General features: G+C 57.6%; 20 protein-coding genes. 5 read left to right on the top strand and 15 right to left on the bottom strand.

Annotated features, from left to right (window positions below):
• Positions 1-86 precede the first annotated feature (86 nt).
• The gene (locus GS646_RS07265; protein WP_171183366.1) at positions 87-497 is read left to right on the top strand and encodes a SufE family protein; all 411 of its coding nucleotides are present in this window, start codon (positions 87-89) and stop codon (positions 495-497) included.
• Between the two features lie 2 nt (positions 498-499).
• Here the strand turns inward: GS646_RS07265 and GS646_RS07270 are convergent, their stop codons facing one another.
• Positions 500-1,159 carry a DUF1638 domain-containing protein gene (locus tag GS646_RS07270; protein ID WP_171647033.1) on the bottom strand — a complete coding sequence of 220 codons (660 nt, stop codon included), beginning with the start codon at positions 1,157-1,159 and terminating at the stop codon, positions 500-502.
• 239 nt (positions 1,160-1,398) lie between these two features.
• Positions 1,399-2,097: a B12-binding domain-containing protein gene (locus GS646_RS07275; RefSeq protein ID WP_171090262.1), complete on the bottom strand. Its 699-nt coding sequence runs from the start codon at positions 2,095-2,097 to the stop codon at positions 1,399-1,401.
• A gap of 282 nt (positions 2,098-2,379) precedes the next feature.
• On the opposite strand from GS646_RS07275, the gene GS646_RS07280 reads away from it, so the two are divergent.
• Positions 2,380-3,438: a PA0069 family radical SAM protein gene (locus tag GS646_RS07280; RefSeq protein ID WP_371732061.1), complete on the top strand. Its 1,059-nt coding sequence runs from the start codon at positions 2,380-2,382 to the stop codon at positions 3,436-3,438.
• A 131-nt stretch (positions 3,439-3,569) separates the two neighbouring features.
• Here GS646_RS07280 and gltA read toward each other — a convergent pair whose 3' ends face one another.
• Both gltA and gltX read right to left on the bottom strand, forming a co-directional pair.
• Entirely contained in the window at positions 3,570-4,865 is a 1,296-nt protein-coding gene (gene gltA, locus GS646_RS07285; RefSeq protein ID WP_171090260.1) for a citrate synthase, read from the bottom strand.
• A 122-nt stretch (positions 4,866-4,987) separates the two neighbouring features.
• A complete protein-coding gene (gene gltX, locus GS646_RS07290; protein ID WP_171647030.1) occupies positions 4,988-6,388 on the bottom strand; it encodes a glutamate--tRNA ligase in 1,401 nt (466 codons plus the stop codon).
• A 78-nt stretch (positions 6,389-6,466) separates the two neighbouring features.
• Between gltX and GS646_RS07295 the strand changes: the two genes are divergently transcribed.
• Entirely contained in the window at positions 6,467-8,515 is a 2,049-nt protein-coding gene (locus GS646_RS07295) for a ComEC/Rec2 family competence protein (RefSeq protein ID WP_171183362.1), read from the top strand.
• Here the strand turns inward: GS646_RS07295 and lexA are convergent.
• The 6 genes from lexA to GS646_RS07325 form a co-directional block, all read right to left on the bottom strand.
• Positions 8,509-9,207, bottom strand: coding sequence for a transcriptional repressor LexA (lexA, locus tag GS646_RS07300; protein ID WP_171173811.1), 699 nt, complete (start codon positions 9,205-9,207; stop codon positions 8,509-8,511). The two genes, GS646_RS07295 and lexA, sit on opposite strands and share 7 nt — an antisense overlap.
• A 78-nt stretch (positions 9,208-9,285) precedes the next feature.
• Positions 9,286-10,458 (bottom strand): gephyrin-like molybdotransferase Glp, encoded by a 1,173-nt coding sequence (gene glp / locus GS646_RS07305; protein ID WP_171183360.1) that lies wholly within the window; start codon positions 10,456-10,458, stop codon positions 9,286-9,288.
• A complete protein-coding gene (moaC, locus tag GS646_RS07310; protein WP_171090250.1) occupies positions 10,455-10,928 on the bottom strand; it encodes a cyclic pyranopterin monophosphate synthase MoaC in 474 nt (157 codons plus the stop codon). The genes glp and moaC overlap by 4 nt, the downstream gene beginning before the upstream one ends.
• A complete protein-coding gene (gene trpC, locus GS646_RS07315; protein WP_171090248.1) occupies positions 10,928-11,740 on the bottom strand; it encodes an indole-3-glycerol phosphate synthase TrpC in 813 nt (270 codons plus the stop codon). Before trpC ends, moaC begins: the two co-directional genes overlap by 1 nt.
• Entirely contained in the window at positions 11,737-12,756 is a 1,020-nt protein-coding gene (gene trpD, locus GS646_RS07320) for an anthranilate phosphoribosyltransferase (RefSeq protein ID WP_171090246.1), read from the bottom strand. The genes trpC and trpD overlap by 4 nt, the downstream gene beginning before the upstream one ends.
• Positions 12,753-13,334: an aminodeoxychorismate/anthranilate synthase component II gene (locus GS646_RS07325; protein WP_171647028.1), complete on the bottom strand. Its 582-nt coding sequence runs from the start codon at positions 13,332-13,334 to the stop codon at positions 12,753-12,755. The genes trpD and GS646_RS07325 overlap by 4 nt, the downstream gene beginning before the upstream one ends.
• Before the next feature lie 199 nt (positions 13,335-13,533).
• Between GS646_RS07325 and GS646_RS07330 the strand changes: the two genes are divergently transcribed.
• Positions 13,534-14,946 (top strand): divergent polysaccharide deacetylase family protein, encoded by a 1,413-nt coding sequence (locus tag GS646_RS07330; protein WP_171183359.1) that lies wholly within the window; start codon positions 13,534-13,536, stop codon positions 14,944-14,946.
• Between the two features lie 58 nt (positions 14,947-15,004).
• Here GS646_RS07330 and trpE read toward each other — a convergent pair whose 3' ends face one another.
• The 5 genes from trpE to fabI all read right to left on the bottom strand — a co-directional run bounded on the left by trpE (position 15,005) and on the right by fabI (position 21,011).
• A complete protein-coding gene (gene trpE, locus GS646_RS07335) occupies positions 15,005-16,516 on the bottom strand; it encodes an anthranilate synthase component I (RefSeq protein WP_171183357.1) in 1,512 nt (503 codons plus the stop codon).
• Between the two features lie 11 nt (positions 16,517-16,527).
• Entirely contained in the window at positions 16,528-18,369 is a 1,842-nt protein-coding gene (locus GS646_RS07340; protein ID WP_171183355.1) for a peptidylprolyl isomerase, read from the bottom strand.
• Positions 18,370-18,449: 80 nt separating this feature from the next.
• Complete coding sequence (locus tag GS646_RS07345) at positions 18,450-19,625, bottom strand: aminotransferase (RefSeq protein ID WP_171183353.1); 1,176 nt, start codon at positions 19,623-19,625, stop codon at positions 18,450-18,452.
• Positions 19,626-19,690: 65 nt separating this feature from the next.
• On the bottom strand, positions 19,691-20,200 hold the full coding sequence (gpt, locus tag GS646_RS07350; protein ID WP_171090233.1) for a xanthine phosphoribosyltransferase: 510 nt from the start codon (positions 20,198-20,200) through the stop codon (positions 19,691-19,693).
• Positions 20,201-20,204: 4 nt separating this feature from the next.
• Complete coding sequence (gene fabI, locus GS646_RS07355) at positions 20,205-21,011, bottom strand: enoyl-ACP reductase FabI (RefSeq protein WP_171090231.1); 807 nt, start codon at positions 21,009-21,011, stop codon at positions 20,205-20,207.
• Positions 21,012-21,146: 135 nt separating this feature from the next.
• Between fabI and pdxH the strand changes: the two genes are divergently transcribed.
• Positions 21,147-21,752, top strand: a complete 606-nt coding sequence (gene pdxH / locus GS646_RS07360; RefSeq protein WP_171090229.1) for a pyridoxamine 5'-phosphate oxidase — start codon at positions 21,147-21,149, stop codon at positions 21,750-21,752.
• The last annotated feature ends 57 nt before the right edge of the window (positions 21,753-21,809 follow it).

Consider the following 21,809-nt stretch of genomic DNA (forward strand, 5'->3'; position numbering starts at 1 on the left):
CCTTGAAAAGCCACTGCAGGGCTGGACAGAAGGTGGTCGTCGGCATAGGTCACTGGTGGTATTGCAATCAAAAGGATCGCCGCGCCATGGCCACGCCCGCCTTTGAGGACATTGTCGAAGATTTCGAGTTTCTGGAGGACTGGGAAGACCGGTATCGCCATGTCATCGAACAGGGCAAGGCGATGGATCCGCTGGATGACGCGTTCAAAGTTCCTGCCACCAAAGTAAATGGGTGTGCCAGTCAGGTTTGGCTGCATCCCATGATCGAAGGGGGCGTGTTCAAATTTGACGGCGACAGCGACGCACTGATCGTGCGGGGGCTGATTGCCGTCCTGCGGTCTTTGTACAATGGATTGCCCGTGGCAGAAGTGCCCAAGGTCGATGCCGGGGCTGAACTGGCGCGTTTGGGATTAAATGATCATCTGTCGGCACAGCGATCAAACGGCCTGCGCGCCATGATCGAACGCATACGGCAGGTGGCCCAGGAAAACGCGTAAGGTCAGGTCGGACGGTTTGCCCAATCTGTCAAAGTGGTTTCCAGATCGCCATAGCCGGTGAAACGGCGTTCGAACTCTAACCCCATACGGTCCGCACATTCACGGGCGCGCGCGGTCAGGTCCGGGTTATCGATCTGGGCCTGATAGATCAGCTTTGTGTAGTTGCCAAAATACATGTCACGCAGCTCTGGGTGACGATCCAGCCCCAAGGGCTTCCAGACGAAAGCGTCGAATTGCCGGGCTAAAAAGTCTGTCAGATAGAAGGCCGTGGTCTCATCTTCGCCGCGCGCCTCAAAGGCTTGGTTGCCTTCGAAGAACGAGTAACAATGGGGACCTTTCACCATTTCGACCCCAAGTTTTTCGCAGGCTTGTTGTAAAAGGCCGCCGGTTCCACAGTCAGCGTAGACCACATAGATTTTGTCGAATTTGTCCCGGTGTTTGGCCACAGCATCTTCTACGGCCTGCGTGATCCGTTCCGGGTGAACATGCAGAATCGCGGGCAGACACGTTAATTCCATATGGTCCCAGTGATTACGTGTTTTGATATCCAGAATCTCTCGGGCCAAAGCCCCGCAAGCGATCAGAAGGATACGGCCCGACTCGGCGCTGGAATAGCCTTTGGTTGTCAGACTGGCATCATCGGGCAGGGCGTCTTTTTGCATGGTGTGGCGTCCTTTGAATCTGTTCTTAGAAGAAGATGAATATCAATGATGAGCAAGCCTTGTTCCGACCTCTGAAGGCAGGCTGCCGACGTCCTCAGTTTGCTTTTGTAGCCTGAGGTTTGTGCCGACGGCTTCTTGAAAAAAGTCGCTTCCTAGTGTTCCAGATTTTCATGTCATTGGTTTGAAACGAAAAAGGGCCGCCCAGATCAGGCAGCCCTTTGAGTGAAATTTCAGTCGGTTTAGCCAGCCAGTTGGTTGTGCTTGCGGCCTACAAAGTCCTTCGCAGTTTCCACAGCAACAGCCGCGTCACGGCAGTAAGCGTCTGCGCCGATGGCTTTGCCAAACTCTTCGTTCAGCGGGGCACCGCCAACCAGAACGATATAGTCGTCACGCACACCTTGTTCGACCAGGGTGTCGATGACCACTTTCATATAAGGCATTGTGGTGGTCAGCAGGGCGGACATGCCCAGAATGTCGGGCTGCTCGGTTTCCAGTGCTTCCAGGTAGTTTTCGACCGGGTTGTTGATACCGATATCGACAACTTCAAACCCAGCGCCTTCCATCATCATCGACACAAGGTTCTTGCCGATGTCGTGAATGTCGCCCTTGACGGTGCCGATCACCATCTTGCCAACGCGCGGTGCGCCGGTTTCGGCCAGCAGTGGCTTCAGGATCGCCATACCGCCCTTCATGGCGTTGGCGGCCAGCAGAACTTCGGGCACGAACAGGATGCCGTCGCGGAAGTCATGGCCCACAATGGTCATGCCACCGACCAGAGCTTTGGTCAGAATGTCATAAGGGGTCCATCCACGCTCCAGCAGGATGTTGGTTCCTTCTTCGATCTCTTCTTTCAGACCATCGTAGAGATCGTCGAACATCTGCTCGACAAGTTCGTCGTCGTTCAGTTCGGACAGGATGATGTCTTCTTCGTCGGACATGGGGTATTCCCTGTGCTGGGCGGGCCATCGGCCCGTGGTGGCATTTTTTCCGTTTTGGCCAAATCGTCGCATTCTGACTGTGACGATTGCGACGTCGGTCGTTTCGGGACCGACCTATATGTCAAAAAAACGCGCGGCTCGAATGAAAAATCTGCATGATTATCGTGCACTCCGTTTGATCGCTCCTATTTGGACTGACGCATGGATGACTTGCGCAGGGCTTGCGCCAGTCGTATGTTTCGGAAGAGAACATAAAGCGAACAAATTGCTGAAGTGAATGCTGTGCCCACCGTAAAAGCCAGAGGAACACGTACAAACACCGCCGGACGGTTCGAGCGCTTCGCCACCGTCGTTGTCGATGACGGATGGGACAGTGACGAAACCTTACCGCTGCTGCGCACCGAAACACGGGATGAGGTGGCGCGCAGTGCGATTACGTATAATCGGTCTCCGGATTTGCCGTTTGACCGTTCCATCAATCCGTATCGGGGGTGCGAACATGGCTGTGTCTATTGTTTTGCCCGGCCCAGTCATGCCTATCTGGGTCTGTCCGCCGGGCTGGATTTCGAAACCCGCCTGACGGCGCGTCCCAACATGAGCTGTGTTCTGCGCAAAGAATTGTCGTCCAAGTCTTATAAGGTCGCGCCGCTGGCTATAGGAACAAACACGGATCCGTATCAGCCGATCGAGAAAGATCGCCTGATTACAAGGTCCTGCCTTAAGGTGTTGCACGAGTTCAACCATCCGGTTGCAATTGTCACCAAGGGCGCTTTGATCGAGCGGGATCTGGACATTCTATCTGAAATGGCCAGCCGTGGATTGGTGCGCGTCGGGATCTCGCTGACCAGTTTGGATCCCGCTTTGTCGCGTCGGATGGAACCTCGTGCACCGTCACCGCAGCGGCGTCTGCGCATGATCCGCACACTGACCGAGGCCGGGGTTCCGGTCCGTGTGATGACATCTCCGATTGTGCCCGGCCTGACGGATCATGAACTAGAGAACCTGCTTGAGGCGGGGCAGGAGGCCGGAGCAGATGCCGCCAGTTGGATCATGTTGCGATTGCCACGTGAGGTGTCGCAGCTGTGGCAGGATTGGCTGGCCGGACACCAACCGGCACGGGCAGAAAAAGTGATGTCCAAGCTGCGCGACATGCACGGGGGGCGGGATTATGACCCGCGTTGGGGTCACAGAATGCGGGGCGAGGGCGAATACGCCGGGATCATTGCCCAAAGGTTTTCGAAAGCCTGCAAACGGTTGGGGCTTTCCGTTAAATCTGCGTCCCTACGTTGCGATCTGTTTGCTGTTCCACCTCAACCGGGTGACCAAATGAGTTTGTTCTGAAGCCCAAATAGCACATTTGGTTTGGCCGATGGTTTTTGCTGCGAAAGCAACGGGTTGTGCAAGTGCGTAGTGTTCGATGAAAAAAGGCCCCGTTAAAACGGGGCCATAAAAACGTTTGGAAGTTTGATGTATCAGCGGTTTTCGATATCCACGTAGTCCCGCAGCGTTTCGCCCAGATACAACTGGCGCGGACGCCCGATCTTGTTCTGAGGATCGGCAATCATCTCCTTCCACTGGCTGACCCAGCCCACGGTGCGCGAAAGGGCAAAGATCGGCGTGAACATGGAGGTCGGGAAGCCCATCGCCTCGAGGATGATGCCCGAATAGAAGTCCACGTTCGGGAACAGTTTCTTCTCGGCGAAATACGGATCTTCCAGCGCTTCGCGCTCCAGTTCCTTTGCAACCTGCAGTTTCGGGTTGTTTTCAACGCCCAACAGATCCAGCACTTCGTCGGCCGATTGCTTCATCACTTTGGCGCGCGGGTCAAAGTTCTTATAGACACGGTGACCAAAGCCCATCAGGCGGAACGGATCGTTCTTGTCTTTGGCGCGCGCGATGTATTCGGGGATACGATCCACAGTGCCGATCTCTTCCAGCATCTCCAGGCATGCCTGGTTCGCACCGCCGTGCGCCGGACCCCAAAGGCAAGCGATACCTGCGGCAATACAGGCGAACGGGTTCGCGCCAGAAGACGAAGCCAGACGCACGGTCGAGGTCGAAGCGTTCTGCTCGTGATCGGCGTGCAGGGTAAAGATACGGTCCATCGCGCGGCTGAGGATCGGGTTCACCTCATATTCTTCGGCGGGAACGCTGAAACACATGCGCAGGAAGTTGGACGCATAGTCCAGATCGTTGCGCGGATACACGAAGGGCTGACCGGTGTGATACTTATAGGCCCAGGCCGCAATCGTCGGCATCTTGGCGATCAGGCGATGCGATGCGATTTCACGTTGCTGCGGGTCCGAAATGTCGGTCGAGTCGTGATAGAAGGCCGACATTGCACCGACAACACCGACCATAATGGCCATCGGGTGCGCGTCGCGGCGGAAACCGCGATAGAAATACTGCATCTGCTCGTGCAGCATGGTGTGACGGGTGATCGTTGTTTCGAACTTCTCCAGATCTTTTGCGGCTGGCAATTCTCCGTAGAGCAGCAAATAGCAAACCTCGAGGAAGTGCGATTTCTCGGCCAGTTGGTCGATCGGATAGCCCCGGTGCAGCAGCTCGCCTTTTTCGCCGTCGATATAGGTGATGGTGCTGTCGCAGCTGGCGGTCGATGTAAAGCCCGGGTCATAGGTGAAGACCCCAGCCTGTCCGTAAAGCTTACGAATATCGACAACATCAGGCCCGGCGGTAGGGGAATGAACTGGCAACTCGTATTCTTTGCCGTGAACAGTCAGAGTGGCTGTTTTGTTGCTGTCAGTCATAGTTGTCCCTTCTTCATTCATGCGCACGCCGGACAGACCGCCAGCGATACGGGCAACGACTGCGCGCGGACGCGCAATCCGGGTGTTAGCGGAGCAGCGTTACCCGTTTATGAAGATTGGGTTTATTTCGCTGCCTCAGAAAGCCGCGCCAGGGTTTCATCCCGCCCCAGCACCAGCATCATGTCAAAAACCGAAGGTGTGACGGCCCGACCTGCCAGCGCAGCCCGTAGCGGACCTGCCAGCTTGCCGAACTTGAGCTCCTTTGACTCGGCAAAGGAATTCAGGGCCTCCTCCAGTTCGTTCCGGGACCAGCTAACATTTTGCAGCTGCGGCGTCAATTCCGACAGTATACCATCGGATACAGATGCCAGCGCCTTTGCGGCCTTTTCATCCGGAACAATTGGGCGCTGGGTCAGTGCAAAATGCGCTTTTTCAAGGAGTTCCGGGAAAGTACGCGCCCGATCCTTGAGGCAATACATCGCACGTTCCAGATCACCAGATTGTGTCGGAGTGAGAGCAGGAAGGTCTGCTGCCGCGAGGTAATCCTCAATTTCTTGCCGCAATGCAGCATTGTCTGAGATTGCAATATGCTGCCCGCAGAGATTTTCCAGCTTTTTCAGATCGAAACGGGCCGGGCTTTTGCCGATTCCGTCCAGATCGAACCAGTCTTTTGCCTGCGCATCCGTGAAGAATTCGTCATCACCGTGACTCCAGCCCAAACGCGCCAGGTAATTGCGCATTCCAGCCGCGGGATAGCCCATGGCCTGATATTCCTGCGCGCCCAGTGCGCCATGACGTTTCGACAATTTCTTGCCGTCGGGTCCGTGAATCAGCGGGATATGTGCCCAGACCGGAACGTCCCAGCCCATTGCCTCATAGATCATCATCTGACGCGCGGCGTTATTCAGGTGATCGTCGCCGCGAATAACGTGGGTGACGCCCATGTCGTGATCGTCGACCACCACCGCCAGCATGTAGACGGGTGTGCCGTCCGAACGCAGCAGGATCATATCGTCCAGCTGGTCATTGCGGATGGTGACATCGCCTTGAACCTGATCGCGGATCACTGTCGCACCGTCTTGTGGCGCTTTGATGCGAATGACAAATGGCGCATCGGGATGTGTTGCCGGATCAGCGTCGCGCCACGGGCTGCGGAACAGGGTCGATTTACCCTCGGCTCGTGCCTGTTCGCGGAAGGCAGCAATTTCTTCCTGTGTCGAGAAGCACTTGTAAGCCTTGCCTTCGGCCAGCAATTGATGCGCAACCTCGGCGTGGCGGGCCGCCCCTTCGAACTGGCTGATTACGTCGCCGTCATGGTCCAGACCCAGCCATGCCATACCCTGCAGGATTGCGGCGGTTGCTTCGGGGGTCGAGCGTTCACGGTCGGTGTCTTCAATCCGCAACAGGAATTTGCCGCCACGACCCCGAGCATAGAGCCAATTGAACAGCGCGGTGCGTGCGCCACCGATGTGCAGAAAACCGGTGGGTGAAGGGGCAAAGCGGGTGACGACCTGGTCGGACATGATGGGGATTAACCTTTTGGTAACCGTATCTGGCATAGTTTGTCGCCTGTCTAACGAGCCCGAAGGACGGGGGCAACCATGCGTGTTCTTGCACGGGTCGAGGCCGCGCTGCTGTGCCAAACGGGGTATCTGTTCCCGTGGACGCCGGTCTTGCTTGCGACCGGGATCGGTCTGTATTTTAGCATTCGGGCTGAGCCTGAATTGCTGGACTATGCTGGTCTGGCCGGCCTTTGCGCGGTTCTCATCACTGTGCGCCGCTGGCTTGCGCCGGGGGTGGGTTCGTTGGCCATCGGGGGGGCGCTGATCGCTGCTGGTTTCTGCCTGGCAGGTGCTCGCGCCCATATGGTGGCAGAGCCGGTTCTGTCATGGCGATATTATGGCCCCATCGAGGGGAGGGTCGTCGCCATGGACCGGTCTGCCTCGGATGCGTTGCGGTTGACGCTTGATCAGGTACGCATAGGGGACGTACCGCAGGAGCGAAGGCCGCAGCGCGTCCGTCTTTCCGTTCATGCCTCAACCGGACCTATTGCACCGGGGCAGAGGATTATGACGACGGCGCATCTGTCTCCGCCACAGGGGCCGGTGGAACCCGGTGGGTTCGATTTTCGCCGCCATGCCTGGTTCCAGAGTTTAGGCGCGGTGGGGTACACACGCGTCCGTGTTCTGACCATCGCACCAGCCTCGGCCGGGATCGAGGGCGTTCGGGTAACCGCCATCCGCATGGCCATATCGAGGCGCGTGAAAGAGATACTTCCGGGCGAAGTCGGCGGTTTTGCTGCCGCTGTGACCACAGGTGATCGCAGTGGTATGGGGCAAGATACGTTATCGTCGCTGCGCGCTTCGAACCTAGCGCATCTGCTGGCGATCTCGGGATTGCATATGGGGCTGCTGACGGGCTTTGTGTTTGTGGCCTGTCGAGTTGGTTTGTCGCTGTTTCCGCCGCTTGCACTGCGGTTGCCTGTTCGAAAGGTGGCTGCGGTATGTGCATTGGTTGCGGCGACTATCTATCTGATGCTCTCTGGCGGTAACTTTGCAACCGAGCGCGCGTTTGTCATGGTCACGGTCATGTTGGGCGCGGTGCTAATTGACCGCCGGGCGATCTCGCTGCGCGCTGTGGCGGTTGCGGCGGTGATCGTTCTGCTCCTCAGACCGGAATCGCTCCTGAGCCCAGGGTTCCAGATGTCATTTGCGGCCACAACTGCTCTGGTCGCCGTGTTCGGAGCGCTGCGCGAAGTCGGCCCTATGCCCGGACCAAAATGGCTTAAACCAGTGGTTGGCGTGCTCATGTCTTCGGCCATTGCCGGGCTTGCGACGGCTCCGATTGGTGCAGCGCATTTCAACACCATGTCGCACTATGGCCTTTTGGCGAACCTGCTTTCAGTTCCGGTCATGGGTTTGTTAGTCGTCCCGGCGGCCGTGGTTGCAGCGCTATTGGCGCCTCTGGGGCTTGAGGCGATACCCCTGACGGTGATGGGGTGGGCGTTGGAGTGGATCTTGACGGTATCACATTGGGTTTCGCAGATGGATGGCGCACAAGGCTTTGTGGTCAGCCCGCCGTGGTACGTCCTGCCTCTCATTGCCTTGGGTGCCTTGTGGATTGCCTTGTGGCAGGGACACGCGCGGTGGGTCGGGATGGGCCCGCTTGCGGCTGCTTTTTTGCTTTGGACTGCGGGACAGCGTCCCGACGCCCTGATTGCTGAAACCGGAGGGTTGGTGGGCGTGATGACCGAACAAGGCCGCGCGCTTAGCAAAAGCAAAGGCAGCGGGTTTGTTGCAACCGTTTGGCTTGAGAATGACGGGGATGGTGTCGATCAGTCACAGGCTGCGCTCAGGTGGCCCGAGGCGAACACGATCCAGCGCTACCTGTTGAAAGATCGGGAGATTATCCACCTGACCGGCAAAAGGGCTGCAAACGGGTTTGACGAATGCAAGGCAAACCAGATCATCGTCTCTGCCGTGGCTCTGAATTTGAAAGGGCCGTGCGGGATTTTTGACCCCGATCGCTTGTACGAAACCGGCAGCCTGTCTGTTCTGGACGGAAAGCTGATATCAAGTGCCGCGCTGACAGGGCAAAGGCTTTGGTCCCCGAACGCGCCCGGGGACCTTCGGTCCAAGCGGGATCAGTAGGTCCGGATCAGGCCCACAAGGCGACCTTGCACCTTTACCTTTTCTTCGGGCAGGACACGCGTCTCGTAGACCGGATTGGCAGCTTCAAGCGCGATGGCGTTGCCCCGGCGGAAATAACGCTTCAATGTCGCTTCCTGATCCTCGACCAAGGCAACCACAATGTCGCCATTATCTGCTGTCGACGTTTCCCGGATCACCACCACATCACCGTCGTTGATTCCCGCGTCGATCATCGAATCTCCACGAACTTCCAACGCATAATGTTCGCCCTTGCCGGAGACCATGGGGCCGGGGACAGCAACATGGTGCGAGACATGGCTGATGGCCTCAATGGGAACACCAGCCGCAATCCGACCCATGACCGGCAGTTCCAGCGCGTCGACTGACACTGGTTCCACATTCGCAGGGCGGCGGCCTTCCGGTTTGTCACCTTCGATAACCCGCGGCGTAAACCCGGCTGTGGGTTCGCCACCTAGGCTTTCGGGAAGTTTCACGATCTCAATCGCGCGGGCGCGATGGGCAAGGCGGCGGATAAACCCGCGTTCTTCTAGCGCGGTAATCAACCTGTGGATGCCGGATTTCGACCGCAGATCGAGTGCGGCCTTCATTTCGTCGAAACTGGGCGGAACACCGTCCGCCTGCACGCGTTTGTGGATGAATTCCAGCAAATCCAATTGCTTCTTGGTCAGCATCGCTCACACCTCGTCGCTCATGCGTTTTCTTTTGTTCTACGCATGTTCACGTTTTGTGTCAACGGATTTGAGAACATCTCAGATCGGCAGGTACTGAACCGTTTCCCCGATTTCACGGGCTGGATCGTGCGGTTGTCGGACCAAAAGCGCATTGGCCTGCGCCAGAACGCTGAGAAGCGAGCTGTCCTGATCGGCGCAGGCCGCAATGCCTGTGTCGCTTAGAACCGCGCGCATGTAATGCTCTCGCGGCCCGTTTTCCAGCAAGGGTTCCGTAAGTTGCGCTGTAAGGAAAGGCGGCACCACGTGGTCCAGGCCCAGCATCCGGCGTACCATCGGTGCCAGAAACAGATAGCCGCAGACCATGGCGCTGACCGGGTTACCGGGTAAGCCAACCATAGCCGTTTTGCCGATACGTCCGGCCATCAGTGGTTTTCCGGGGCGCATTCGGATCTTGTAGAATGACCGTTCCATGCCCAATCCCTGCGAGACATCCGAGACAAGGTCATAATCGCCAACCGACGCGCCGCCGATTGTGACGACAAGATCGGCCCCTTGTGCCAGGCCAAATGCAGTTTCAAGCGAGGAAACGGTGTCGTGCGCAATGGGCAGAACGCGCACCTTTGCTCCCAATCCCTCAAGCAGAGCCTGCAACCCGAATGTGTTCGAGGCGATGATCTGATCTGGGCCCGGCTCTTCTCCGGGCATCACCAACTCGTCGCCGGTGGAGATCAGGGCAATCACCGGTTTGCGCGCAACCGTGACGCGTGGGGTGTTCATTGCAGCCATCAGGGCCACATCCTCGGGCCGGATCAAACGGGGTGCTGAAATGGAGGTACCGATTTCAAAATCCACGCCAGCAGGGCGGATATTGGTTTTGGAACCGGGTTCGTCGGTAATCGTGATCAGGTCGCCACGTCGGTCGGTATCTTCCTGAATGACCACAAAATCCGCGCCCTCGGGCACTGGCGCACCGGTGAAAATGCGCACCGCCTGACCGGGACCGACCTGGCCCTCAAACCGATGGCCGGCCGCGGATTCGCCGACCACCTTGAACATGGCGTGCAGCTCAACTTCGGCGGCCTTCACCGCATACCCATCCATCGACGATGCCGCGAAGGGAGGTTGGTTCCGCCCCGCTACAACATCCTGCGCCAATACACGCCCGGCGGACTGAGCCAGAGGAACCTCTTCCGAAGGTAAAACCCCCACCAGATCGAACAGCAGGGCGCGCGCCTCTTCGACCGTGATCATTTCGCCTCGTAACGTCCTGATTTACCACCATCTTTCAGAAGAACGCGGATGCCACCAATCTCCATCGCCTTATCGACGGCCTTTGTCATGTCATAGACTGTCAAAGCCGCGGTTGAGACTGCGGTCAGGGCTTCCATCTCAACGCCGGTCTGTCCCGAGGTCTTGACCGTGGCCTCGATCTGAACACCCGGTAGATCGGGATCAAGCGTCAGTTCAACTGCGACTTTGGTGACTGGAAGAGGGTGACACAACGGGATCAAGTCGGGCGTCTTCTTTGCACCCATGATGCCCGCCAGACGGGCGATGCCCAGCACGTCACCTTTTTTTGCGCGACCTTCTGAAATGATTTCAAAGGTTTCCGCTGCCATCTTGATATGACCGGCAGCGACAGCGACACGGTCGGTCACGTCCTTGTCCGACACATCAACCATATGCGCCTGACCTTGAGCATCAAAATGAGTTAGCGGCATCACATCACTCCGGGGATCAGAGGGTTGGATAGGATATGACGCGTGGCGGCCTCAACATCGTCCTGACGCATCAGGCTTTCGCCGATCAGGAAGCAACGGGCACCGTAGCGGGCGATCTCCCTCAGGTCGTCTGATGTTCCAAGGCCACTTTCACAAACGATGGTGCGGTCTGCCGGCACCAGCTTGGACAGGTGCCGCGTGGTGTCCAAAGTGGTCTCGAAGGTCTTGAGATTGCGGTTGTTGATGCCGATCAACGGGCTTTTCAGCTGTGCTGCGCGTTCCAGTTCCGTTTCGTCATGCACTTCGATCAGAACATCCATACCCCAATCGAAAGCAGTTTGTTCCAGTTCCGCCGCCTGATCATCGCTGACGGATGCCATGATGATCAGAATGCAATCTGCGCCAAGCGCGCGGGCTTCGACCACCTGATAGGGGTCGTACATGAAATCCTTGCGCAAAGCGGGCAGGGAAGTCGCCTCGCGGGCCTGCGTCAGATATTCCTTTGCACCCTGAAAGCTTGGGGTGTCGGTCAGCACGGACAAACACGCAGCACCACCATCCTCATAGGCTTTGGCCAGTACAGGCGGGTCGAAATCCGGACGGATCAGACCCTTGGACGGGCTGGCTTTCTTGACCTCGGCAATCAGGCCATAGCCTTGCCGCGAGGCGGATTGCAAAGCTTCGGCAAAGCCACGGGTTTCCGATGCAGCCCGTGCCTCACTTTCCAGTGTTTCCAAAGACTTCTGCGCTTTGTCGGCCGCGACCTCTTCTAGTTTGTAGGCTTTGATTTTGTCCAGTACGGTCTCGGTCATTCGGCTTCCTGTGTCTTGCGTGCCAGAGCGGCGATTTTTTCTTTGGCTTTGCCGCTGTCGATGCTCTCGGCGGCCATGGCAACTCCGTCGCGCAGGTCGTTTGCGGCTTCGGCGACAACCAAAGCGGCGGCCGAGTTCAGCAGTACAGCGTCACGATACGCGGATGGGGCTCCGTCCAACAGGGCGCGGAAAGCGACAGCGTTTTCTTCCGGTGTGCCGCCGATGATGTCTTCGAATGGATGCACGGGCAGACCCGCATCTTCGGGGTGTAGCTCGACTTCTTTGATCGTGTCATCTTCCAAAGCGGCGACCCAGCTGATGCCGGTGATCGTGAGTTCGTCCGTCCCGTCCGAGCCATGCACCAGCCACGCGCGGTCTGATCCAAGCAAGCCAAGCGTTTCGGCCATTGGCCGGATCAGGTCACGACTGAACGCGCCGGTCAATTGCCGTTTGACACCAGCAGGGTTCGTCAGAGGGCCAAGAATGTTAAAGATTGTGCGTGTGCCCAACTCCTGGCGTGATGGCATGACATGAGCAATGGCCGGATGATGCATCGGGGCCATCATGAAGCCAATACCAACGTTTTCCAGAGCGGATTCAACGACTTGCGGGCCAACCATAACGTTGATCCCCATCTGACCCAACGCGTCCGCCGCACCCGATTTCGAACTGAGGTTCCGGTTGCCATGTTTGGCAACGGTGACACCGGCGCCCGCAACCACAAAAGCCGTCGCGGTCGAGATGTTCAGTGTGCCTTTGCCGTCGCCGCCTGTGCCCACGATGTCCATCGCGCCTGCCGGGGCGGTCACAGCGTTGCATTTTGCCCGCATCACAGCAGCGGCAGCGGCGTATTCATCGACTGTTTCACCCCGTGTGCGCATGGCCATCAAAAGCCCACCGATCTGGCTGGGCGTGGCTTCGCCATCGAACAGGATGGCAAAGGCTTTTTCAGCTTCGTCACGAGTCAAAGGGCGATCGGCAGCGGCTCCGATCAGCGGTTTCAGCGCGTCGCTCATGCGGGGACTTTCAGTTCTTGCAGGAAGTTCTTGAGCAGAGCGTGGCCGTGCTCGGAGGCAATGGATTCCGGGTGGAACTGGACGCCATGAATGGGCAGTTCCTTGTGTTGCAACCCCATTATGGTGCCGTCTTCCAATTCAGCCGTGATCTCAAGACAGTCTGGCAGGGTTTCGCGTTCCACGATCAATGAATGGTACCGCGTTGCCTCAAACGGAGAAGGCAGCCCCGCAAACAGACCCTTGCCTGTGTGATTCATCGTTCCCATTTTACCATGAACAATCTCGTGGCATCGGATGACCTTACCGCCAAAAACCTGACCGATGGTCTGATGCCCCAAACAAACCCCAAGCAATGGTGTTTTGGTTTCTGCGGCGGCTTCGGTCAACGCAAGGCAAATCCCGGCCTGGTCCGGGTCGCAGGGGCCGGGGCTTAGCAGGATACCGGCGGGGTTCAGGGCCATCGCTTCCTGCACATCCAGCGCATCATTTCGGCGAATAACCATTTCGGCACCAAGTTCGCCTAAATAATGTACCAAATTGTAGGTAAACGAGTCGTAGTTGTCGATCAGCAGCAGCATATGGGCACTTATCTTCGCTTGGGCATTTCAGGCTGGCGATGCAGCCCCGGGCCACGGTATAATGTCCGCACATACATGCTCAGGCTTGAGCGGCAGCGTCAAGAGGACATACCGTTTCTGACGCGTCCAATTGGCCGAGCGCCACATCAGATGGCGCAGAGCTGGACGAGGCAGAGAAAAGAGGCGAAAGGCAGGAAATATGGGCGGATTTTTCGGGGGAATGGTCGCCGGGGCGATCGTTGTTTTGATCTTGGGTGTGTTCGTGTCGCTCAAGACACCGATGGTCAATACGCCGGTTGTTGTCACCGAAGCACCGGCTCCGGTAATTTCTGAAACACCTGAAGCACCGACTGAGGTGACCGAGGCCGTATCCGATGCCGATGTGGTGGAATTGGCTCCGCATGGGCTGGAAGCCGCCGATGACTCAACCGAGGATCTGGCTGATTTGTCCGGGCTTGAATCATCCTCGGACACGCAACCGGAGGTGGGCGCAGCAGCTGAGGCGGTGGACCAACCCGAGGCTGCGGTTGCGACCGAAGTTTCAGTTGTGACCGAAGCTCCTGCAGCGCCGCCAGAACCCAGCCTGGCGCCTTCGGCTCCGCAGGACGAGGCGGGGCCAGCCGTGATCGACGATACGCCGACCCCTCCTGTAGAGCCTGAGACGACCGAGGTTGCTCTTCTTCAGCCGGAAGAAGATCCGTTGCCGCAAACTGAGGACACAGACGAGGAAAACCCGTTTGAAAGCAGCCCAATCGCCGTGGAAGGGGATGAGGACGTTCTGCCGCGCAAGCTGCCGCGTATCGCTGCGCTGCCGCAGATTGGCGGTGACCAGGAAGCAAGCGCAAGTTCAACGATCGGTAAACGTATCATTCCACTAACCGAACGTGATGATGAACCTGTGGCCGACGAAGCCTCGGCGGAAGAGCCAAAACCGGCGGGCAAGCCGATCGAACGCTATGCGGCCAAATTCGAAAACCCTGAAGCCAAACCTCTCATGTCCATCATCCTGATCGATGACGAGGGCGCGTTTGGGGCTGAGGCGCTTCAGGATTTTCCCTATCCCATCAGTTTTGCCGTGAACCCGTCTGATCCAGATGCTGCAGAAAAGATGGCGCGGCACCGCGCGGCCGGGTTCGAAGTCATGGCTCTGGCTGATTTGCCCGAAGCTGCAACTGCGCAAGACGCTGAGGTTTCGCTGTCCGTCTGGCTTGACACTCTGCCCGAAACCGTTGGCATTCTGGAAGGGGTGGACAGCGGAATTCATGGCAATCGGAAACTGGCCGATCAGGTTGCTGAAATTGCTGCCGGAACAGGTCGTGGCCTGATCACGCAGGACAATGGGTTGAACACTGTGCAGAAGCTGGCAGCCCGCAATGGCACGCCGTCGGGTGTTGTATTCCGTGACATCGACGGTGCGCGTCAGGACCCTAAAGTGATGCGCCGGTTCCTGGATCAGGCGGCGTTCCGCGCCGGACAAGAAGGTGCTGTGGTCATGCTGGGTCGGGTCCGCCCGGAAACGATTTCAGCCCTGCTGCTTTGGGGGTTGGAAGACCGGGGCAGCCGCGTGGCGATGGCCCCGATTTCTGCGGTCATGATGAGACAGGTGCAGTGATCTGCTGAAGCGAGTAACGAAAGGGGCGGCGATCTTTTGATCTGCCGCCCTTTTTCATTTAGCTGTTTCCGCTTCCGGTGAAACGTGCAGCATCTGCCGCAGCGCGCCGGATTGCATTGGATTTATGAACGGTTTCCATGAACTCGGCCTCGGGGTCGCTGTCGTAAACAACACCGCCACCGGCTTGAATATACAGCTTTTGATCTTTCACGATGGCAGTGCGCAGCGCGATACACATATCCATGTCGCCCCCCGCGCTGAAATAGCCTACGCCGCCGCCATAGACGCCGCGTTTTTCCGGCTCCAACTCGTCGATGATCTCCATCGCGCGCACTTTGGGCGCGCCCGAGACGGTGCCCGCAGGCATTCCGGCAAAAAACGCATCCAGCGCGTCTTTATCTTCGGCTAGCTCACCCACCACGTTAGACACAATATGCATCACGTGGCTGTAGCGTTCGATGATGAACTCTTCGGTCGGGCGCACGGTGCCGATTTTGGAAACGCGTCCCGTATCGTTGCGGCCCAGATCCAGCAGCATCAGGTGCTCGGCCAGCTCTTTCTTGTCGGCCAGCAGGTCCAGTTCGTTTGCCTTGTCCTCTTCGGGCGTCGCGCCTCGGGGGCGGGTGCCAGCAATGGGGCGAATGGTGACTTCACTGCCGAACACACGCACCAAAATCTCGGGGCTTGCACCCACGACCTGAAAACCGCCAAAGTTGAAATAGAACATGAAAGGCGACGGGTTGGTGCGCCGCAACGACCGATAGAGCGCAAAGGGCGGCAGCGGAAACTCCTGCGTCCAGCGCTGCGCTGGGACAACCTGGAAAATATCACCTGCGCGGATGTATTCCTTGGCCTTTTCAACCGCCTCCATATAGCCGGACTTGGTAAAGTTCGACACAGGGGGTGCGATTTCACGTGCATCACCCAAATCGCGGGTTTCCGCAGGCATGGCACGCTCCAGATCGCGAACTGCATCCATAACGCGCTCAGCAGCTTGTGCATAGGCAGCCTTGGCGGATTGACCGTCACTGGCCCAAGCCGGTGATACAACGGTCACTTCACCTTTTACGCCATCCAGCACAGCGATGACCGAAGGACGCAACATGATCGCATCGGGCAGGTCCAGAGGGTCCGGATTCACGTCCGGCAGGTATTCCACCAGCCGCACCATGTCATAGCCCAAGTACCCGAACAGCCCCGCTGCAGCCTGAGGCAGGTCATCCGGCAGGTCGATGCGGCTTTCGGCCAGCAAAGCGCGGAGGTTGTCCATCGGGTTGCCGTCTTGCGTCGAGAACGCCTCGGAATCGAACCGGGCAGAGCGGTTGAGTTCGGATGCTTCACCGCGACACCGCCAGATCAGGTCGGGCTTCATACCAATGATCGAGTAACGGCCACGAACTTCGCCGCCCGTCACGGATTCCAGCATGAACGCATCTTTCTGTGCGCCCGTCAGCTTGAGCATCAGCGACACAGGGGTGTCCAGATCAGCGGCAAGCCGTGTGTAAACCACCTGATTTTCGCCCGCTTCATAAGCGCGCGCGAAGGTGTCGAATTCGGGTGTCAGGGCCATTTCGGTCTCGTTTAAAAACTCGATTGCACGGCATTCAGCGCCTGTTGGTCGACGACCGGACGCGCGCGTGTCTGTGCATCGCGCACATAAGCGTTGAAAATATTCTGTGACAGGGCCTGATTCATCTGAGCGGAAAGGGCTTCACGCAGTTGGCGAAGCTCGTCTGTATCTGCCGGAGGCAGAACTTCATCCAGGCGCACCAGCAACGCTGCGCCGTTTCCACCGATGACACGCAGTTCGCCGGGTTCCATCTGGAACACCTCGTTCATGAAATCTGCTGGAACGTCATCCAGAAACGCCGTGCGTGTCAGGGCATTTTCAACGCGGAAGGGCAGGCCGGTGGTCGTAAAGTCGCCATCTGTTGCCAATTGCGTCAGAACTGCATTCGCCCGATCTTCCAGCGCTTTGTTGGTTTCGGCCTGAAGCCATGCGGCGGCCACTCGATCACGTGCGCTGTCCAGCGGCTCGGGGCGGCGCGGCAACACCTCATTCAGGCGCAGGGCAAAGATCGACCCATCTTCGAGGAATGCGATTTCGGGGAAGTCACCTTCCTGCACGGCTTCGGCTGCAACGCGGAATCCGTCATAGGCGGCGATTTCGTCCGAACTCTCGCGGGTCCAGTCGATCTGACCCAGTTCCATTTCGGTCTCATCCGCCAGTTCTTCCAGTGTGGCTCCGCCAGCCAGCATGTCATTGATATCTTCGGACTGCGCCTCGATCAGGCGGCGGGCGCGTTCGGCTGCAAGCTCTTCGCGCAAGGCCGGTTCAGCTTCTTCGAAAGGCACATTGTTGGCTGCCAGAGAGCCGTTAATCCGGAACAAGGCTGGGCCAAAGACCGAAGGCAGGGGGCCAACAACAGTATCGAGATCTGCTGCAAATACTGCATCTGCTGCCTCGCCCAGATCCTCGCGGGTCACGTCGCCGAGATCGATGTCGTTGAGCTCAAGATCGCGTTCACGAACCAGTTGCTCAAACGTAGTACCGCCAACCTCAAGCTGGGCCTTTGCTTCGCTTGCGGCTTGCTCATCCGGGAAGTTCAGGCGCTCAACCAAGCGCCGTTCCGGCTGGTTGTACTCGTCTGAGCGGTCTTCATAGAGTTTCTGCAGGGCGTCTTGATCCACCTCGACGGTGTCGATCAGCATCGCAGGCGACAGGATCGCGTATGTCAGTTGCTTGGTCCGGGGCAGGGTGAACAGGTCGCCGTTCTCATCATAGTAAGTCTGAATCTGCGCGTCGGTTGGTTCAGCAATTGGGTTTTCCAATGCCTCGGTCCCGACCGTGGCCACAGTAAAGCTGCGTCGCGCGCCAATATAGTCGGTCATCGTATCTGTCAGAGTCGCCGGCATCTCGACCCCGCCCATGATCGCGCCTTGCACAATTGTGCGTGCAGATTCCTTGCGCAGATCCGTTTCAAACTCAGAGTCGGTCATGCCGATCTGTTCAAGTTGAAAGCGATAGGCTTCCCGGTCGAAACTGCCGTCGACGCCCTGAAATGCTGGGATCGCTACGATCTCTTGCTGCAGGTTTTCGTCACCGATTGAAATTCCAAGTTGCCCAACTTCGTTGTCCAGAGCCGCCAGCGCGGTCAGGCGGGCAAGCGCGTTCTGATCCAATCCCAGATCACGCGCCTGCGACATTTGCATCGGTTGGCCAGTCTGCGCTTCCACGGCGCGGATTTCCCGCTGCAATTCGCGCACATACTCATCGACCGAGATGCTTTCATCTCCCACTTGTGCAACGGTTCGAACCGTTCCGCTGAGATTGGTGGCACCGAAGCCTGCGAGGCCCAGCATCAGCAGGCCCATCAGAATCCAGACAAAGGTTTTCGAAAGACTTTTAGCGCCTGCGGCCATGGTGCCCTCTTGTTATTGCGGCAGCGTTCTGCCCTGTCGGTTGCGGCCCTGAATACGACGCACACAGCCGAGGGGCAAGCTTAGAAGGACAGGCCCTGTAACCGGTCGAACAATTGGCCCAATCCAGCACGGTTCAGATTGGCGAATGCTACACGGACTTGCCGTTTTCCGGCGGGGTCGTGATCGGGCATGAACATGGTGCCGGGCAACAGCAGCACGCCTGCTTCTGCCACCAGACGGCGGGCCAGTTCATCCGAAGCCATATCGAATGGATGTTCAAGATAGGCGAAATAGGCACCAAGCCCCAAAAGACGCCATCCTTGCGCTTCAAGTGCTGGCATCCCGTCCTTGATTGCGGCCCTGCGGTCCAGAATCTCGTCCCGCTCACCTGCCAGCCATTGTGACAGGTTCTGCATCCCCCAAAGGGCTGCGAACTGACCGATCTGACCGGGACAAATGGCAACGGTGTCGAGGAATTTCTCGACTTCCGCCAAAAGCACGCGGCTTGTCGCTATGGCCCCGACCCGGTGGCCTGTCAGGCGATAAGCTTTGGAAAAGGAATAGAGTTGGACCAAGGTCTCATCCCAGTCAGGCTGCTGGAACAGATCGTGTGGTGGACCGCTGCGGCTATCGAAATCGCGATATGTCTCATCGACGATGAGGCGAATTCCAGTGTCACGCGCCAGGTCATAGAAGGCCCGGACCAGATCAGTCGGGTATTCAACACCACCGGGGTTGTTGGGCGTGACCAGGGCGATGGCGCGCGTTTTTTTGGTGATCAGTGCGCCCGCACGATCCGGATCAGGCAGAAGGTCATCTCCTGTTGGCAGGTCAACGGCCTTCACCCCAGCCATGTCCAACCACATTTTATGATTGAAATACCATGGCGTTGGTAGAATCACTTCATCCGCCTCGTCAGTGATTGCCGAGATCACAGCCGAAAAGGCCTGATTGCAGCCCGAAGTGATTGCGGTCTGAGCCGGATCAACCTGTGCTGCGTAATGCGCGCTGATCTGTGCTGCCAGTTCAGTGCGCAGGTCGTCGTTCCCCAAGACCGGCCCATATAAATGCGCGCTGTCTTCCTGCACGGCAAAATCGGCCATGGCCTGACGCAGAGCAAGCGGAGGCGGGTCGACCGGCGCGGCCTGGCTGACATTGATCAGCGGGCGGTCAGCTGGGAAGGTGACACCTTCAACCCAACGGCGCGCCTCCATCACCGGAGGAGGGAAAGTGGCGCTGGTGCGGGTCTGGGTCATGGCGTACCGGTCTATATGCGAGGCTCTGCCTCGCGCTCCGAGGTATTTTTAAACAGAAGAAGGGATCAGTCGGTGCCGCGATATGGCTCGACATATTGAAGTGCCATATCCCAGGGGAAGAAGATCCACGTATCCTGGCTTACTTCGGTGATGAAGGTGTCCACCATAGGGCGGCCCTTGGGTTTGGCATAAACAGTCGCAAAATGTGCGTTGGGGTACATTTTGCGGACCAACTCCAGCGTTTTACCGCTGTCTACCAAGTCATCGATGATCAGAATGCCGGTGCCATCGCCCATCAGATCTGCGTCGGGGGCTTTCAGAACTTCGGCTTCGCCTTGTTCCTGATGGTGGTACGACCGCACGCTGATCGTGTCGACTGTGCGGATGTCAAGCTCTCGGCTCACAATCATCGCAGGGGCCATGCCGCCGCGCGTAATGGCTACAACGGCGCGCCAGGCACCATCGTCTGGGCCTTGTCCATCAAGACGCCAGGCCAACGCGCGCGAATCGCGATGGATCTGGTCCCAGCTGATGTGAAATCCTTTTTCGTGGGGCAGGCGGTCTTTGGCGCTCATGATCTTAGCCCTTTTCCACGTCAGGTGCATCGACGGCCTTCATGCCGACAATGTGATAACCCGAATCTACGTGCAGATTTTCTCCGGTCACGCCGCTGGACAGATCAGACAGCAAGTAGAGTGCTGATTTGCCCACATCATCGATGGTCACGTTGCGGCGCAGGGGCGAGTTATATTCGTTCCACTTCATGATATAGCGGAAATCGCCGATGCCGCTGGCGGCCAGGGTCTTGATCGGACCGGCTGAGATCGAGTTCACTCGGATACCGTCCTTGCCCAGATCCTCGGCCAGATATTTGACCGACGCCTCAAGCGCGGCTTTGGCGACGCCCATTACATTATAATGAGGCATGACCTGTTCGGCGCCATAATAGGTCAGGGTGATTGCACTGCCGCCTTCGCCCATCATTTTTTCGGCGCGTTGCATCACGGCGGTGAAGGAATAAACCGACACGTCCATTGTCAGCTTGAAATTCGCCCGGCTGGTATCGACATAGCGACCGCGCAGTTCGTTCTTGTCGGAAAAGCCGATGGCATGAACGATAAAGTCTAGTTTGCCCCATTTCTCTTCCAGCGCAGTGAACAGCGCATCAACGGATGCCTCATCGCTCACGTCACATGGCAGGACGATTTCGCTACCCAATTGCGCTGCAAGCGGGTCGACGCGCTTTTTCAAAGCGTCGCCCTGGTAGGAAAAAGCAAGTTCGGCCCCGGCTTCGGACAAGGCGCGGGCGATTCCCCATGCGATTGATTTGTCATTGGCCAGTCCCATGATGAGGCCGCGTTTGCCGGCCATCAACTGATTTGACATGTGTGGTTCTCCGCCTGTCTTCGCGATGTGTTGAGTTGGTTTATGCCATTGGTAGCGTTGCATCAAGGCCGTGCGCTCTTGCCCGCAGCGGGTTCTCGCCTTAGGTTCGTCGTTAACACTTTCCAGGGGATGGAAATGACCGAGCGTGATGGCATCTTTGCTGGCTCCGATCCGTTTGAAATAGCGGGTCGGTGGTTGAGTGAGGCTGAAAAGACAGAATTGAACGACCCTAATGCGATTGCGCTGGCAACCGTCGACCCAGATGGAATGCCAAACGCGCGTATGGTACTGCTGAAGGAGATCGAAGCAGATTCGTTTGTGTTCTATACGAACTACGAAAGCGCAAAAGCGGCCGAATTGGATGCAGCCGGAAAAGCTGCATTTGTCATGCATTGGAAATCTTTGCGGCGACAATTGCGTGTTCGTGGTACAATCACCCGCGAAAATGGGCCTCAGGCGGATGAATATTACGCATCGAGGTCGCTGAAGAGCCGTTTGGGGGCCTGGGCGTCGAAGCAATCTCAACCCCTATCAAGCCGTACAGCCTTGATGGCTGAGGTGGCCAAGGTGACTGCTAAGCTGGGTCCGAATCCCCCCCGCCCACCGTTTTGGGGCGGGTATAGATTGACGCCAACTGAAATTGAATTCTGGGCTGACGGGGCATTCCGTCTACATGATCGGTTCAGATGGAAACGCGCAGAGCCGGGATTGGCATGGCATGTGGAAAGGTTGAATCCATGACGTTCACGTGTCGTGAAATGCAACAGGCAGAAAATAAACAATTTTTTCGGCTTGAAT

The organism is Ruegeria sp. HKCCD4315 (assembly GCF_013112245.1).
In the GTDB taxonomy this organism is placed as follows: Bacteria; Pseudomonadota; Alphaproteobacteria; order Rhodobacterales; family Rhodobacteraceae; genus Ruegeria.